Origin of the sequence: Bradyrhizobium sp. HKCCYLRH1034 (genome assembly GCF_051168375.1) — a bacterium.
Lineage (GTDB): Bacteria > Pseudomonadota > Alphaproteobacteria > Rhizobiales > Xanthobacteraceae > Bradyrhizobium.
In genome coordinates this window covers 56,130-70,770 of record NZ_JBNPUW010000005.1, presented here as the reverse complement: position 1 = coordinate 70,770, position 14,641 = coordinate 56,130, and the positions used below count along the sequence as shown (strand labels likewise).

General features: G+C 66.2%; 13 protein-coding genes. 1 reads left to right on the top strand and 12 read right to left on the bottom strand.

Going from position 1 to position 14,641, the window contains the following annotated elements:
• Window positions 1-158: 158 nt before the first annotated feature.
• The 4 genes from ACQR0W_RS13250 to ACQR0W_RS13235 form a co-directional block, all read right to left on the bottom strand.
• On the bottom strand, window positions 159-824 hold the full coding sequence (locus tag ACQR0W_RS13250; RefSeq protein ID WP_315713662.1) for a hypothetical protein: 666 nt from the start codon (window positions 822-824) through the stop codon (window positions 159-161).
• 202 nt (window positions 825-1,026) lie between these two features.
• The gene (gene lspA / locus ACQR0W_RS13245) at window positions 1,027-1,524 is read right to left on the bottom strand and encodes a signal peptidase II (RefSeq protein ID WP_316187667.1); all 498 of its coding nucleotides are present in this window, start codon (window positions 1,522-1,524) and stop codon (window positions 1,027-1,029) included.
• A gap of 192 nt (window positions 1,525-1,716) precedes the next feature.
• The gene (gene ileS, locus ACQR0W_RS13240; RefSeq protein ID WP_315825379.1) at window positions 1,717-4,731 is read right to left on the bottom strand and encodes an isoleucine--tRNA ligase; all 3,015 of its coding nucleotides are present in this window, start codon (window positions 4,729-4,731) and stop codon (window positions 1,717-1,719) included.
• A gap of 328 nt (window positions 4,732-5,059) precedes the next feature.
• Window positions 5,060-6,040, bottom strand: coding sequence for a bifunctional riboflavin kinase/FAD synthetase (locus ACQR0W_RS13235; protein ID WP_316165829.1), 981 nt, complete (start codon window positions 6,038-6,040; stop codon window positions 5,060-5,062).
• 267 nt (window positions 6,041-6,307) lie between these two features.
• On the opposite strand from ACQR0W_RS13235, the gene ACQR0W_RS13230 reads away from it, so the two are divergent.
• Window positions 6,308-6,703, top strand: coding sequence for a response regulator (locus ACQR0W_RS13230; RefSeq protein WP_006613531.1), 396 nt, complete (start codon window positions 6,308-6,310; stop codon window positions 6,701-6,703).
• 69 nt (window positions 6,704-6,772) lie between these two features.
• Here ACQR0W_RS13230 and ACQR0W_RS13225 read toward each other — a convergent pair whose 3' ends face one another.
• From ACQR0W_RS13225 to pgsA, 8 genes are all read right to left on the bottom strand, one after another.
• On the bottom strand, window positions 6,773-7,627 hold the full coding sequence (locus ACQR0W_RS13225; protein ID WP_315713614.1) for a TIGR01459 family HAD-type hydrolase: 855 nt from the start codon (window positions 7,625-7,627) through the stop codon (window positions 6,773-6,775).
• Between the two features lie 15 nt (window positions 7,628-7,642).
• Window positions 7,643-9,181: an EAL domain-containing protein gene (locus tag ACQR0W_RS13220; RefSeq protein ID WP_315754467.1), complete on the bottom strand. Its 1,539-nt coding sequence runs from the start codon at window positions 9,179-9,181 to the stop codon at window positions 7,643-7,645.
• A gap of 316 nt (window positions 9,182-9,497) precedes the next feature.
• Complete coding sequence (locus ACQR0W_RS13215) at window positions 9,498-10,058, bottom strand: phage holin family protein (RefSeq protein ID WP_315825376.1); 561 nt, start codon at window positions 10,056-10,058, stop codon at window positions 9,498-9,500.
• Between the two features lie 455 nt (window positions 10,059-10,513).
• Window positions 10,514-11,857, bottom strand: coding sequence for an aspartate aminotransferase family protein (locus tag ACQR0W_RS13210; RefSeq protein ID WP_315754462.1), 1,344 nt, complete (start codon window positions 11,855-11,857; stop codon window positions 10,514-10,516).
• A gap of 306 nt (window positions 11,858-12,163) precedes the next feature.
• Window positions 12,164-13,129 (bottom strand): 50S ribosomal protein L3 N(5)-glutamine methyltransferase, encoded by a 966-nt coding sequence (gene prmB / locus ACQR0W_RS13205; RefSeq protein WP_316187093.1) that lies wholly within the window; start codon window positions 13,127-13,129, stop codon window positions 12,164-12,166.
• Entirely contained in the window at window positions 13,129-13,593 is a 465-nt protein-coding gene (locus ACQR0W_RS13200; protein WP_316187094.1) for a molybdenum cofactor biosynthesis protein MoaE, read from the bottom strand. The genes prmB and ACQR0W_RS13200 overlap by 1 nt, the downstream gene beginning before the upstream one ends.
• Window positions 13,594-13,612: 19 nt before the next feature.
• A complete protein-coding gene (gene moaD / locus ACQR0W_RS13195) occupies window positions 13,613-13,864 on the bottom strand; it encodes a molybdopterin converting factor subunit 1 (protein ID WP_315754458.1) in 252 nt (83 codons plus the stop codon).
• Window positions 13,861-14,502 (bottom strand): CDP-diacylglycerol--glycerol-3-phosphate 3-phosphatidyltransferase, encoded by a 642-nt coding sequence (gene pgsA, locus ACQR0W_RS13190; RefSeq protein WP_315754456.1) that lies wholly within the window; start codon window positions 14,500-14,502, stop codon window positions 13,861-13,863. The genes moaD and pgsA overlap by 4 nt, the downstream gene beginning before the upstream one ends.
• Window positions 14,503-14,641: the final 139 nt, after the last annotated feature.

Below are 14,641 nucleotides of genomic sequence, written 5' to 3'. Positions count from 1 at the left end.
GAAGGCCCGCGGGGCGGGGCGATCGGGTTTGAGCGCAGCATGCTACACCGCGCCGGACGGGGCCCGGCGTCACAAAACGGCGACATCCTGTCGCCGCGAGACATTAAATTTCGCTAACGCCAGCGAAGCCGGCATCTCCGGGCGAACGGCTGCCGCCGTCACCGTTCCTTGCCGGTCATGATGTCCAGCTGCTTGCCGCCGATCGGCTCCTGCTTGCCGGTGCCATAGGCATAGCTCGGCGACGGCGTCTGATAGCCCGGCGGCGGCTGGGTCAGGCTCTCGCGCTGCGGCTCGCTGGTGAACGGCTTGGTTTCGCTGTCGCTGCCCTTGAACATGCCGAACAGGCCGCCTTTGAAGCCGAGCTGCGACGGGCTCATCATCGGGTTGTTGGCCACGCCGGGCTGAATCGGCTCAGTCGGCTTGGCGGCGGCCGTCCGCCCCATCTTCATCTCGGCCGGGGTCAGCGGACGGGCCGCATTGACCGGATCCCTGTTTTCCTTCTTGCGCGCGGCGGCCGCGGCCCGGCGTTGCTGCTCGTCGGGGTCCTTCGGCCAGTTTGGCGCGGTCGCCTGCGCCGCGGCGGCGGGCGGCGGCAGATCGAGCTTGGGCGGCACCACCAAAGGCGACCGCTCGCGGTATTCGATGGAGGGCGTCTCCATGTTGGTGCCGCCGAGACCGCGCATCAGATTGTCGATGATCTTCTCTTCGAAGGTCTTGTCGTCTTCCTCATCGTCCTGGGCACGGGCGGCGCCGGCGGCCATGACGAGGCCAATGCCGAGCGCAACGGCGGACAGCCGCAGGACGCGAATGGCCGCGTGGGTCATGATCCGGCCGCTGACTTCGGTCTTGCGCATGGCTTTCCCTGTCCTCGCTTGTCCAGTGCTCGTGCTCCGACGAACCGGCCGCGACCCACCGATTGCGATCCTCGATTCGACGGGGGGCCGTCCAGGCATCGCGCCGATCTCGAAAACGTGAAGATCATCAGGCTCTTGACCCAGGATCGGCACCGGCCGGTATCGACCCGGATCAGGGCGCTTTTGCGGCGGGGGCCCCGAAGAAGGAGTCATATAGCAGGCCCGCCACCCCGGCAACGATCGCCACGTCGGCCATGTTGAAGATGTACCAGTTGTAAACCGTGCCGCCGATCTGGATGTGGAACAACGCGAAATCGACCACCGCGCCATAGGCCAGCCGGTCGATGCCGTTGCCGATGGCGCCGCCGATGATCAGGCCGAGTGCCGCCGTCGCCAGCTTGCTTTCCGCACGCGCCATCCAGATGGCGAGGGCGATCACCGCGACGGCCTTCACCGCCATCAGTCCATATTGCGCCAGCGTGCTCTCGCTCTGCAGCCAGCCGAAGCTGATGCCGATGTTCCAGGCGAGGTAGAGGTCGAAGAACGGGGTGATCTTGACGGTGCCGCGGTTGGGCAGGTCGAACACGTACAGCAGCCACAGCTTGGAGGCCTGGTCGATGACCAGGGTGGCGAAGCCGGCGATGAGGCCGAGGCGGAGGCGGGGGGTCATGGGGTGAGCGCGATCATGCCAAGCAACTCGCGGCAAATACCGCTGTCGTCCCGGCGAACGCCGGGACCCATACTGCGTGATGTGTGTTGGCGGAGAAAGTCTGGGTCATCGTCCTTCGTCAACATGAACGCCGGTGGTTATGGGTCCCGGCGTTCGCCGGGACGACAGTTGTGGGTGTCGCGCGATCACGCGTCACATACCGACCCCGAGCGCCTTCCACTCGCGCAGCGCTTGCGCGTCGCGCGGGGAAACGTCCGGGTACTCAGGGTCGTCGCCGACGCTCTCCAGGATCTTCCAGGAACGGGCGCACTTCTTGCCCACGGCCTTCTCGACGACGACCGCCACGCCCGGCACCGCATCGAGCCGGAACGCATCGGCCGGGGCGTCACCCTCGCGGACCTCGTAGTTCGAGGTGATGCAGACCTCGGCGAGATCGGTGTCGAACAAGGTGCCGAGCAGCGCGCGGTCGGCGACGTAGATGACCGGCGAGGCTTCGAGCGAGGAGCCGATGGTCTTGGCGGCGCGGGCGAGCTCCAACGCGCCGGTGACGACGCGCCTGACGTTGCGGATCGTCTCCCACTTCGCGGCAAGCGCATCGTCGCGGTATTGGTCCATCGCCTCCGGGAACAGCGTCAGATGCACCGACGGCTCTGCGTCGGGCCTGTACATCCGCCACGCCTCGTCGGTGGTGAAGGAGAGCACCGGCGCCAGCCATTTCAGGACGGCATCGCAGATCAGGTCGATCGCGGTCAGCGCCGCCTTGCGCGCCACCGACGACGGCGGGTCGCAATACAGCGTGTCCTTGCGGATGTCGAAATAGAACGCCGACAGCTCCGTGTTCATGAACGCAGCCAGGCTCGCGATCACGGTCTTGTAGTCGAACGCGGCGTAGGCGCGGCTGATGACCTCGGCCTGCTGCGAGAGCTGATGCAGCATCAAGCGCTCCAGCTCCGGCATGTCGGCAAACGCCACGGCGTCGCTGCGCTTGTAGTGATGCAGGGTGCCGAGCATCCAGCGGATGCTGTTGCGCAGCTTGCGGTAGGTCTCGATGGTGTTCTTGAGGATCTCCGGGCCGATGCGCTGGTCGTCGGCATAGTCGGTGGCGCAGACCCAGAGGCGCAGGATGTCGGCGCCGGACTCCTTGATCACCTTCTGCGGCTCGACGGTGTTGCCGAGCGACTTCGACATCTTGCGGCCGTTCTCGTCGAGCGTGAAGCCGTGCGTCAGCACGACGTCGTAAGGCGCGCGGCCGCGGGTGCCGCAGCTCTCCAGCAGCGACGAGTGGAACCAGCCGCGGTGCTGGTCACTGCCTTCGAGATACATCACCGTGTCCTGGCCGCCATCGACCTTGCGCCTGATGCCGGCGAGGCCGGGGAAGTGCACGGGGTCTTCGAGCACGAAGGCGTGGGTCGAGCCGGAATCGAACCAGACGTCGCAGATGTCGTCGACCTTGTTCCAGTCCTCGTTGGCGCGGGACCCGAGGAAGCGCTCGCGTGCGCCGTCGGCGTACCAGGCGTCGGCGCCTTCCTTGGCAAAGGCCTCAGTGATGCGGGTGTTGACGGTCTCGTCCTGCAGGATCTCGGCGGAGCCGTCGCCGGTCTCGCGCACGAACACCGCGATCGGTACGCCCCAGGCGCGCTGGCGCGAGATCACCCAATCCGGACGGTTGGCGATCATGCCGGTGATGCGGTTCTGGCCGGCGGCCGGCACCCATTGCGTGACCGAGATCGCGCGCAGCGCGCGGGCACGCAGCGTATCCCCGGACTTCGCCTGACCTTGGTCCGCGATGTCCTTGTCCATCGCGATGAACCATTGCGGCGTGTTGCGAAAGATCACCGGCTTCTTGGAGCGCCAGGAATGCGGGTACTGGTGCTTGAGCCGGCCGCGCGCGAGCAGCATGCCGGCATCCGTCAGCGCCTTGATGACGGCCTCGTTGGCGTCGCCCTTCTCGCCCTTGTCGTTGATGACGCGTTTTCCTGTGAAGCCCGGCGCGTGGTCGGTCAGCGCGCCGTTCTCGTCGACGGTGTAGGGGATGGTGGTTGCGATGCCCCGGCCGTCGAGCTCGCGCGCATGCGCCATCCAGACGTCGAAGTCCTCGCGGCCGTGGCCGGGCGCGGTGTGCACGAAGCCGGTGCCGGTGTCGTCGGTGACGTGGTCGCCGGGCAGCAGCGGGACGACGAAATTATAGCCGCCGGCGAGACCTTTCAGCGGATGGGCGCATTCGACGGCGTCGAGCGTGTCGCCGGGGATGTCGCGCAGCTTGTTGTAGCTCGTGACGCGCGCCTGCTTGAACACGCTGTCGGCCAGCGCGTCGGCCAGGATCAGCTTGTCACCGGTCTTGGCCCAATTGTCTGCCGGCGCGTCCGTGACCTCATAGAGGCCGTAGGCGATCTTCGGCGAGAACGAGATGGCGCGGTTGCCGGGCAGGGTCCAGGGCGTGGTGGTCCAGATCACCACCGAGGCGCCCGCGAGCGCGCCATGCGCCGGCGATGTCACCGGAAACTTCACCCACACCGTGTCGGACTGATAGTCCTCGTACTCGACCTCGGCCTCGGCGAGCGCGGTCTTCTCGACCACGCTCCACATCACCGGCTTCGAGCCGCGATACAGCGTGCCGTTGGCGGCGAACTTCATCAGCTCGCGGGCGATCTGCGCCTCGGCCGGATAGGTCATGGTGGCGTAGGGATGATCCCAGTCGCCGATCACGCCGAGACGCTTGAACTCCTCGCGCTGCACGTTGAGCCAGTGCTCGGCATAGGCGCGGCATTCCTTGCGGAACGCGACCATGGCGGCGGAGTCGCGGAAGTCGGGCTTGGTCTTGCCCTTCTTGCGGTAGTTCTCCTCCTCGATCTTCCACTCGATGGGCAGGCCGTGGCAGTCCCAGCCGGGCACGTAGTTGGAATCGTGGCCGAGCATCTGCTGGCTCTTGGTCACGACGTCCTTGAGGATCTTGTTCAGCGCGTGCCCGATGTGGATGTTGCCGTTGGCATAGGGCGGGCCGTCGTGCAGGACGAATTTCGGCCTGTTCTTGGCGGTGTCGCGCAGCTTGCCGTAGAGGTCGATGTCGCTCCAATATTTCAGGATCTCCGGCTCGCGCTGCGGCAGGCCGGCGCGCATCGGGAATTCCGTCTGCGGCAGGTAGAGGGTTTTGGAATAGTCCTTGGCGTCGGATTTTTGGGCGTCGGGCTTTTGCGGCTTTTCGGACATCGTGATCTGGCTGGCTGAGAGATGAGGCGCTGAGACGCGATTTCGATCGCGGGCGGCGGAACGAGCAGAGACATCCCGGTCTTGCGCCGAGCTCAAAGCTCAGGCGGAAGCCGGGCCGCTAATGCCGATGATGCGCCGTATCAACATGGGGCCTCCTCATAGCAGCCGGACTGCGGAATCGCAAAGCGATCCTGCGGCAGCAGCGCTACGGGATCGTCGTTCAGCGTCATTCCGGGGCGATGCGCCAGCATCGAACCCGGAATCTCGAGATTCCGGGTTCGGCCCTGGCGGGCTGCCCCGGAATGACGTCACCGATGGAGCAGGAGGATCAGCCGATCTCGCCGAGCCGGGGGAAAAGGCCGGGATGGGCAGCCAGCAAAGCGCGGGCCCTGGCGCTGTCGTCGTCCATCTGCCGGATCAGGGCCTCGATCGAGCTGAATTTGGCCTCCTCGCGGATGAAGCCGATGAAGGCGACGTCGAGGACCTCGCCATAGAGGCTGTCCTTGAAGTCGAACAGGAAGGTCTCGAGCAGCGGCGCGCCGTTGTCGAAGGTCGGCCGGCGGCCGAAATTGGCGACGCCGTCGATCAGCACCCGCTCAGCGCCGCGGCCGCGGCCGACCCGGACGGCATAAATGCCGTGGCGCAGCCCGCAATCGCGATCGAGCCGCATGTTGGCGGTGGGGTAGCCGAGATCGCGGCCGCGCTTCTCGCCGTGGATGACCTCGGAGCTCACGAACCAGGGGCCGCCGAGCATCGCGGTCGCCTCGCTGACCTGGCCCTCCGCCAGCGCTTCGCGGATCGCGGTGGAGGACACCGGCCGCTCGTCGATGTCGACATGGGCCTGGATGTCGACCTCGATGCCGAGCTTGGGGGCCTCGTTGGCGAGCAGGCTGGGCGAGCCGACGCGGCCCTTGCCGAAATGAAAGTCGTAGCCGACCGCGATTCCGGCGATCCCGAGCCGCCCGATCAGGTCATGGTGAATGAAATCCTGCGCCGAGGTCTGGGCGCGGGCCTTGTCGAAGGCCATGACCACGGCGCCGGCAAGGCCGGTTCCGGCCAGGAGTCGCAGCTTGGCGGTCTCGTCGGTCAGGCGGAACTGCGGGGTGTTGGGGCTGAAGAAGCGCCGCGGATGCGGCTCGAAGGTCAGCGCCAGCGCTGGGCGCCCCTTGGCCTTGCCCATCTCGATCGCCGCCTCGATCACGGCCCGGTGACCGAGATGGACGCCGTCGAAATTGCCCATCGCCACCACCGCGCCCTTGAGGATGTCCGACGGCGGGGTGGAATCGCGGATGATCTTGAAATCGGGCATGTGACGGAAATATCTCGCGGATTTCGGTGGGCTACCGGCGGACGGTGGTTGCCGTGACGGTGGGCGGCCGGCCCCGCGAAGTCAAGCCGAAGGGGTTCCTCCGCTCATGCAGCGCAGCAATAGCGACATGCAGCCGCAGCGCAGTTAACGCGCTGTTTAACGGCTGATGCTACTGCTGAAAGCGGATGGCGGGGTCGGTTACGACCCGTGCCGCATGAGCTTTTTTGTAACAGTCTGCGCGTTGTGTTCGCGTCTGGGGGAGTCAAGATGGCGGTTGATTTGACGATGCCGGTGCTCGTCGTCGACGATTACAGCACCATGATCCGTATCATCAGGAATCTTCTCAAGCAGATCGGTTTCGAGGACATCGACGATGCCAGCGACGGCTCGATGGCCCTCAACAAGATGCGCGCCAAGAAATACGGCCTCGTGATCTCCGACTGGAACATGGAGCCGATGACCGGCTACGACCTGCTCCGCGAGGTCCGCGCCGATCCGAACCTGGCGACCACGCCGTTCATCATGATCACGGCGGAATCCAAGACCGAGAACGTGATCGCGGCCAAGAAGGCCGGCGTGAACAACTACATCGTCAAGCCGTTCAATGCCGCGACCTTGAAGACCAAGATCGACGCGGTGTTCCCGGACATGGCAACGGCCTGACGCCCGCCTGATCCACTCCAACGAAAGACGCCCGGCACTCGGCCGGGCGTTTTGCGTTTCAGGATCCGTTCACCACTTCAATTCGCGCATCAGGGCGCGCGGCGGATGGCCGAACAGCTCCTTGATAGAGGCCGGGTCGAGCTGCTCGACGCCGGCGAACTCCTCGGAATGGATGCCGCGGGTCACGAACAGGCAGTCGATGCCGAAGCCGTGCGCGCCGGCGAGATCGGTTCGGACGGAATCGCCGATCGCCAGCACCTCCTCGCGCGCGACCGGCCGGCCGGCGTGCTGCTCGGCCAGCATCATGGCCCGCTCGTAGATTGGCCGGTGCGGCTTGCCGTAGAAGATCACCTCGCCGCCGAGCTCGCGATAGAGCTCGGCGATGGCGCCGGCGCAGTAGATCAGCCGGTCGCCGCGCTCGACCACGATGTCCGGATTGGCGCAGATCAGCGGCAGCTTGCGCTCGCGGGCGCGCAGCAGCATCGGCCGGTAGTCCTCGGCGGTCTCGGTCTCGTCGTCGTAGAGGCCGGTGCAGATGATGTAGGACGCTTCTTCGAGCGGCGACAGCGCCAGGTCGAGACCGCGATGAATGGAATTGTCGCGCTCGGGGCCGAGCCAGAACACCTTGCCGCCGGGATGATCGGCCACGTAGTGGCGGGTCAGGTCGCCGGAGGAGACGATGGCGCTGTAGACCTCGTCGGCGACGCCGAGCTTGCGCAACTGGCGCTGGACCGAATCGGCCGGCCGGGGTGCGTTGGTGATCAGGATCACCGTACCGCCCTGGCGGCGAAAGTGGTGCAGCGCGTCGCAGGCGTCGGGGAAGGACTCGAGCCCGTTATGGACCACGCCCCAGATGTCGCTCAGCAGCACCTGCTTGCGGCCGACCAGATCGCGCAGCCGCTCTTCGAAGCGGAGAACGGTCATGGCAGCCGGCTGATCTCAGAGGGTCCCGGCGGCACGGCGGGCGAGGGCGGCATTGCCGCTGCGCGTCGGAGCATTGGTGTGTGACGCGTCGAGAGAGGTGGTGCCGGCGGCATTGGGGTCCTGAATCTTGATGTCCTGCCCGCCCGATGGGCCGGCGGCGGCCTCGCCGGTAGCAGATGCGCCCTCGGGTCGCAATGGGCGGGGCGGCGCGAACAGGAAGCCCTGGCCGAAGCGGACGTCGTAGTCGAGCAGGTCGACGACGCTGTTCTCACCTTCGATCCGCTCGGCGATCAGGTCGATGCCGAAGCGGCCCAGCAGATCGGAGAGATCGGTCGGGTGAATGTCGGAGGCCGAGCTTTGCTTCGGGTCGAGCAGCAGCGCGGCCGGGACCTTGATGAAGCGGACTCCGCGATCGGCGAGCTCGCGCGGCTCGAACCGGAGGTCGGTGACATGGTCGATCGAGAAGCGGTAGCCGCGCTGTGCCAGGGCCGCGAGATGCTCGGTCCCGGTCGGACCGAGGCTGCGAAGGGTCGACTGCTTGAATTCGAGCACGAAGGACGGCGCCAGGGCGCGATTCGCTTCGAGGAAATCGAGGCATTGCGAAAAGTTTGCAGGGCTGCTGAGCGTCGCCGAGGAGATGTTGCAGAAGATGCCGACGTCCTTGTTGCGAACCATCAGGCGGCGCAGCACCTGGACGCAGCGAAGCAGAACCATGTGGTCGATGCGCCCGACCAGGCCGGCGGCTTCCGCGATGCCGATGAAGTCCTCGGCCGCGACCACCTGGTCGCGCTCGTCGCGAAGCCTGGTCACCGCCTCGTAGAAGCGCACCTTGCGCTGTGGCAGCGTCACCAGCGGCTGCAGATAGATGTCGAGGCGGTTGTCCTCGATCGCGCCTTTGACGGCGGCGAGGATCTGCGGCTGGCTGCGCGGCACGGCCGTGACCGCCGGGGCCTGCGGTTTGGGCGGCAGGGGGGCGGCAGCCGGTGCCGCGCTGAACGTGCCGGAGGTCTCGGCCACCTTCTGCTCGACGCCGCGCGACGGCAGCGCGTTCATCTCGAGCGCGCCGCTGGAGGAAGCGGTCGCCGGGAGCGGGCGATCGGCGTCGCGAACCGTGCCGGCCCCAGCTCCCGGCGGTGTTGCCGGCGGGATGGCCGCGATCAGGTCCTCGTGCTGGGCCACGGTGACGGCGAGCTGCTTCATCAGTCCGCCGAGCTCGTTGATCTCGCCGATGACCCCCTGCAGGCGATCGGCGCTGACCGAGCTCGACGACACGATGCGTCCCTCCACCGCCGACAGGCGGCGGCCGAACTCGGCGACCTGACGCGCGAGGTCGGCGGTGCCGCGCGACAGATCGGCTATCTGGCTGCCGATGTCGGTGCGGTCGCGCAGTCGCATCGATACGGCATTGTAGAGAATCAGGAACGTCAGTGCGGCGAGCGCGACGATCGCGGATTCCGAGCCACTGATACCGGCCACCGAATACAGGATCAGGCCGAGCGAGGCCGCGACCAGAACCATACAAATGGCAACGAAAATTGTGGAGATACGGATCATGCTTGGCGACGCTCCCAACCGAACGCAACCTTAGCACTTCTGTTGATTCGCGAGGATAGTGGGCGGGATTCAAATACCGGGAGACGCCGATGATTTCTCGTCTGCGTGTCATTTACGCAAGTTCACGTGGGAAAGCGGAGTGTCATCGTAGTGTCGCGGGTCCGTAGAACGCCGGAGTACGCGCCGTGCGGATTCCAGACATCTTTAGACATGCGCGCGGTGCCATGAGCTGATCAACGCGTGTTGCTGAGCAGCTCAATTGAGCCGGTGATTCTTCGATGTCCGTCGAACCGCGCCTGCCGCTGTCCGGGCAGGCTCACGTGCTGCGGTGACGCCGGCGCAGGGCGGCCACGCCGAGCAGCAGTGCCGCAACGGCGACACCGACGGGTACGTTGATCCGTCCGAGTGCGCCCGCAACTCCGCTCGCGTGATTCGTGGAAGTCGATGACGGTGCCAAGGGGATGGTGTCGGGATCGATCTCGTCCGCGTCGGGTTCCCGGGCCACGGGCGCTGCGATCGCCACGCGCAGCCGGCTGGAGAGCGACGGATAGTGCGGCGAAGGGCTGCGGAGCTTCACTGCCGCGACGATCGCGCAGATCGCCGCCAGCGCGATCAGGATGCCGCCGACAACCGCGAACGCGGTGAACAGGCCGTAGGTCATTTCCACCCAGCGGAACAGCGCGGTCAATCCGACGATGCAGGCGGCGATCAGGAAGATGCCCGCGGTGGCGAACAGCCCGGCGGCGACGGCGTAGGACGTCACCGTTCCGGTGGCCTGCCGGGCGCGATCCCGAATGTAGGATTGGGTGGCGCGCTTGACGCGGTTGAGCCTCTGTTCGAGCCCCAATCGTAGCAGCTCTCCTGGCGGTGCAAGCATGCGCGTCCTCCGACAATCCGCTCGCCGCGCGCAAACCGCCGGCTCGCGACATGAACGTGGAGGATTTGCGAAGGTTCCCGGCAGGAAGGCGTGCCGTTCTGCGGCAATCCTTGCAGGGCAAGCTATTTGCGATCGGGGATGCTCTCCCGCACGCCGGGTAGGAGCGGACTTCATAAGGTGATGGCGGCGCATGACCGATGCGGAGCCAGAGCGAGACCGTATGAATAGCTATGCCAACCAACGTTATTCCAGGGCAAGGCCGCAGGCCTTGAACCCGGAATCCAGATATTGTCTCGCGTCCCTTCCCAACAAGTACGAGATTCCGGGTTCAATCGCCAACGCGTGGCCGCGTTGACGATTGCCCCGGAATGACCGCTGCTGGGAAGCAGTCCAGATAAGGAAATGGCGGCCACCGGGGCCGCCATTGTTGTTGGCTGACGATGTCCGCGCGCGGCTTACGCCACGGCCTTGATGACCTTGCCGACCTTCTCGATGATTTCGCCGACCTGATCCTCGCTGACGATCAGCGGCGGGGTCAGGGCCAGTGTGTCACCGGCGATGCGCAGCATCAGGTCGTTGTTGTGGAAGGCGGTCTCCATCGCGGAGTAGCCGCGCTTGCCAGCCGCGTCGGGCAGCGGCGCGAGGTCGATGCCGGCGGTGAGACCAACCGTGCGGATGTCCAGCACGTTGGGCAGGCCCTTGAGCGACATCACGGCGTCGGCGAATTTCGGCTCGATCGCGCGGGCGTGCTCGAACAGCTTGTCGTCGCGATAGATGTCGAGCGTGGCGAGGCCGGCCGCGCAGGCGATCGGATGCGCCGAGTAGGTGTAGCCGTGGGTGAACTCCACCATGTGCTCGGGGCCGCTCATGAAGGCGTCGTGGATGGTGTCGCGTACCAGCACGCCGCCCATCGGTGCCGCGCCATTGGTGACGCCCTTGGCGAAGGTGAGAAGGTCAGGCGTCACGCCGTAGCGCTCGGCGGCGAAGGCGTAGCCGAGGCGGCCGAAGCCGGTGATGACCTCGTCGAAGATCAGCAGGATGCCGTGCTTCTGGGTGATCTCGCGCAGCCGCTTGAGATAGCCCTTCGGCGCCGGGATCACGCCGGTCGAGCCGGCCATCGGCTCGACGATCACGGCGGCGATGGTGTTGGCGCCGTGCAGGTTGACGAGGTTCTCGAGCTCGTCGGCGAAGTGCGCGCCATACTCCGGCTCGCCCTTGGTGAAGGCCTGCTTCTCGCGGTCATAGGTCGCCGGGATGTGGTCGACGCCGGTCAGCAAGGTGCCGAACAGCTTGCGGTTGTTGACGATGCCGCCGACCGAGGTGCCGCCGAAGCCGACGCCGTGATAGCCGCGGACGCGGCCGATCAGGCGGGTCCGGCTGCCCTGGCCGTTGATCTGGTGATAGGCGAGCGCCATCTTCAGCGCGGTGTCCGCCGCCTCCGAGCCGGAGTTGCAGAAGAACACGTGGTCGAGGCCGGCGGGCGCGAGATCAGCGATGCGGTTGGCCAGCTCGAACGCCTGGGGAATGCCGAACTGGAACGGCGGCGCGTAGTCGAGCGCCGCGGCCTGCTGGCCGATCGCCTCGGCGATCTGGCTGCGGCCGTGACCGGCGTTGCAGCACCACATGCCGGCGGCGGCGTCGATGATCTTGCGGCCATCGACGGTGATGTAGTGCATGTCCTTGGCACCGGCGAGCAGGCGCGGGTTCTTCTTGAAGGCGCGGTTCGCGGTGAACGGCATCCAATGCGCGGCAAGATCATTCGGAACGGTGACGGCGGGGCGGGGGCTCTTGTCCAGCATGGGGACCTCTCGGACGGTTGTGCGACGGCGGCAGCATGATCCGGAAAGGTGGCGAACCGGTGCCAGAAAAGCTTGCCGAAACGGATCGTGCTTGATGGGCCTGAATGCGTGCGCCGACGTTGTCAGCCGCTGATCCGGGCCGCCGCCAAGCTATCAGCTTCGCGGACGGACGGAAATGTCAAAGGTCCAGCGTTCCCGCTGCCCTGGTGAGCGGATTCTGCACAGCAGCAGCAGATTGTGCCGCATATTGGAAGTCGCTGCGTCATTTCGCGCCAACCGCGCCGGTGTGCCTCGGGCAGCCGCGTCTCAGACGAGATCGCGCGCGGTGATCCAGAACACTTCGCCCTCGGAGTCCTCGGTGTCGAGCCAGAGCAGCGGCAGGTCGGGATAGGCCGCCTCGATCTGCGGACGGTCGCGCCCGACCTCGCACAACAACCCTCCCTCCGCAGTCAGGTGGTCGCGCGCCTGGCTGAGGATGCGATGGATGATGTCGAGCCCATCGGTGCCGCCGTCGAAGGCCAGCGCCGGCTCGGCGCGGCATTCCCGAGGCAGGCCGGCCATGCCCTCGGCGTCGACATAGGGCGGGTTGGTGATGATCAGATCGTAACGGCGCTGGCTGAGCGGTGCGAACAGGTCACCGCGGTGCAGCGAGATGCGCTCGCCGAGGTCGTAGTCGGCGACGTTCTTCGCCGCAACGGCGAGCGCATCCTTGGAGATGTCGACGGCGTCGATCACCGCATTGGGGAAGTGGCGGCTGGCCAGGATCGCCAGGCACCCAGAGCCGGTGCAGAGGTCCAGCACGCTGTCCACGGCCAGCGGATCGTCGATCAGCGAGGTGCCGTCGGCTTCGGCGCCGCCGAAATGCGTCTCCAGCAGCTCGCCGATGAACGAGCGCGGCACGATGACGCGCTCGTCGACGTAGAACGGCAGGCCGCGCATATAGACCTTGTTGACCAGATAGGCCGCCGGCTTCCTCGTGGTGATTCGCGCCGTGATCAGGTCGAGGATCGTCTTGCCTTCGGCCGCGGTGACCCGGGCCGTGACGAAGCTCTCGAACTGATCGGGGCGCAGATGCAGCGCCTCGCCGATCAGGAAGGCGGCCTCCGACACCGGATCGGTGGTGCCGTGCGCAAACACCAGATCGGCGTTCTGGAAGCAGCTCACCGCGTAGCGCAGGTAGTCGAGCAGGCTCGCCAGCTCGCCGGCATTGACCTTCGGCAGCCTCAGTGCCGCCGCCTTGCGCGGTGCTGCCGTCTTGACCTTCTTCGCCATCACGACTTCCAGCGCGCCGCGGCGGCATCGTCGTGGCTCTTGGCCTCGACCCAGCCGCCGCCGTTCTCGGTTTCCTCGCGCTTCCAGAACGGCGCGTTGGTCTTGAGATAATCCATCAGGAACTCAGCCGCCTCGAACGCCGCCTGACGGTGGCTGGATGCGGTCACCACCAGCACGATGTTCTCGCCCGGCCGTATCCGGCCGAAGCGGTGAATCACGGTCATGCCCTGCAGCGGCCAGCGCGCCATCGCCTGCTCGGCATGGCGCATGATCTCGGCTTCCGCCATCCCTGGATAGTGCTCGAGCGTCAGTGCGCTGATCGGCGTGTCATGGTCGTTGCCGCGGCACAGGCCGGAGAAGCTGACGACGGCGCCGATGTCGGTGCGGCCATGGCTGAGGGCTGCGATCTCGGCCGCGGTGTCGAAATCCTCTTGCTGCACGCGGACGGTGACGATCGCGGTCATGGACAGATATTCCGTTACGTCAGCCGCCGGTCATCGGCGGGAAGAACGCGATCTCGCGGGCGCCGGCGATGGCCGCATCCGGCTGCACATGGGTCTGGTCGATCGCGGTGCGGATCACCTTCGGCCTCTCGAACGCATAGGCGTAGCCCTCGCCGCGCGTGGTGAGCCAGGCGATCAGCTCGCTGACCGTGCGCACGTCCGCCGGCGGCTCGATCGTCTCCTCGGCCTTGCCGACGCGCTCGCGCACCCAGGCGAAATACTTCACCTTCATCGCGAGTCCGCCTCGATGAGGTGGTGGATGCCGGCGCGGAAATAGTCGTAGCCGGTGTAGATGGTGAAGACCGCCGACAAGCCGAGCAGCCAAATTCCGATCCCGCTCACGATCGGGCCAACGGCCGTCGAGATCTGGGCGACCGCCGCATCGCCGGCCTCGCCCGCGAGCAGGAAGCCGATTGCCACCAGTTGCATCGTGGTCTTCCATTTGGCGACCTTGGTCACCGGCACCGAGACGCGCAGCGCGGCGAGATATTCGCGCAGGCCCGACACCAGGATCTCGCGGCACAGGATCACGATGGCCGCCCACAGCGACCAGTTCTGGATGGTGCTGTCGGCGGCCAGCATCAGCAGGCAGGAGGCGACCAGAAGCTTGTCGGCGATCGGATCGAGCATACGGCCGAATGCCGATTGCTGGTTCCAGATCCGCGCGAAATGACCGTCGAGATAGTCGGTGATCCCAGCCGCAATGAACACCGCGACGGCGACCCAGCGGAGCCACAAAGGATACATCCAGACCGACTGCGCGTAGATGCAACCGACCACGACCGGTATCGCGGCGATGCGCGTATAGGTCAGGATGTTCGGCAGGGACGTCGACGTCTTGCTGGGCACGCGTGTGGTCGCAATATTCATCCGGTGTACCAATACTGCCGCCGTTCGGACGTCAACCTCCGAGCCGAGCCGCTTCGGCAGGATGACGCAGATATGACGCGAATCGCAACGAAGTCTTGCGGAGATAGGAACTCTTGCGCATGCGGCAACGCGACCCGCA

Bases quoted from the DNA above. Each gene is read 5' to 3' on its own strand.
- moaD (WP_315754458.1), bottom strand. From the start codon at position 13,864: ATGAAGGTGAAGTATTTCGCCTGGGTGCGCGAGCGCGTCGGCAAGGCC.
- ileS (WP_315825379.1), bottom strand. From the start codon at position 4,731: ATGTCCGAAAAGCCGCAAAAGCCCGACGCCCAAAAATCCGACGCCAAG.
- lspA (WP_316187667.1), bottom strand. From the start codon at position 1,524: ATGACCCCCCGCCTCCGCCTCGGCCTCATCGCCGGCTTCGCCACCCTG.
- ACQR0W_RS13210 (WP_315754462.1), bottom strand. From the start codon at position 11,857: ATGCTGGACAAGAGCCCCCGCCCCGCCGTCACCGTTCCGAATGATCTT.
- ACQR0W_RS13220 (WP_315754467.1), bottom strand. From the start codon at position 9,181: ATGATCCGTATCTCCACAATTTTCGTTGCCATTTGTATGGTTCTGGTC.
- ACQR0W_RS13215 (WP_315825376.1), bottom strand. From the start codon at position 10,058: ATGCTTGCACCGCCAGGAGAGCTGCTACGATTGGGGCTCGAACAGAGG.
- prmB (WP_316187093.1), bottom strand. From the start codon at position 13,129: ATGGCGAAGAAGGTCAAGACGGCAGCACCGCGCAAGGCGGCGGCACTG.
- pgsA (WP_315754456.1), bottom strand. From the start codon at position 14,502: ATGAATATTGCGACCACACGCGTGCCCAGCAAGACGTCGACGTCCCTG.
- ACQR0W_RS13225 (WP_315713614.1), bottom strand. From the start codon at position 7,627: ATGACCGTTCTCCGCTTCGAAGAGCGGCTGCGCGATCTGGTCGGCCGC.
- ACQR0W_RS13235 (WP_316165829.1), bottom strand. From the start codon at position 6,040: ATGCCCGATTTCAAGATCATCCGCGATTCCACCCCGCCGTCGGACATC.
- ACQR0W_RS13230 (WP_006613531.1), top strand. From the start codon at position 6,308: ATGGCGGTTGATTTGACGATGCCGGTGCTCGTCGTCGACGATTACAGC.
- ACQR0W_RS13250 (WP_315713662.1), bottom strand. From the start codon at position 824: ATGACCCACGCGGCCATTCGCGTCCTGCGGCTGTCCGCCGTTGCGCTC.
- ACQR0W_RS13200 (WP_316187094.1), bottom strand. From the start codon at position 13,593: ATGACCGCGATCGTCACCGTCCGCGTGCAGCAAGAGGATTTCGACACC.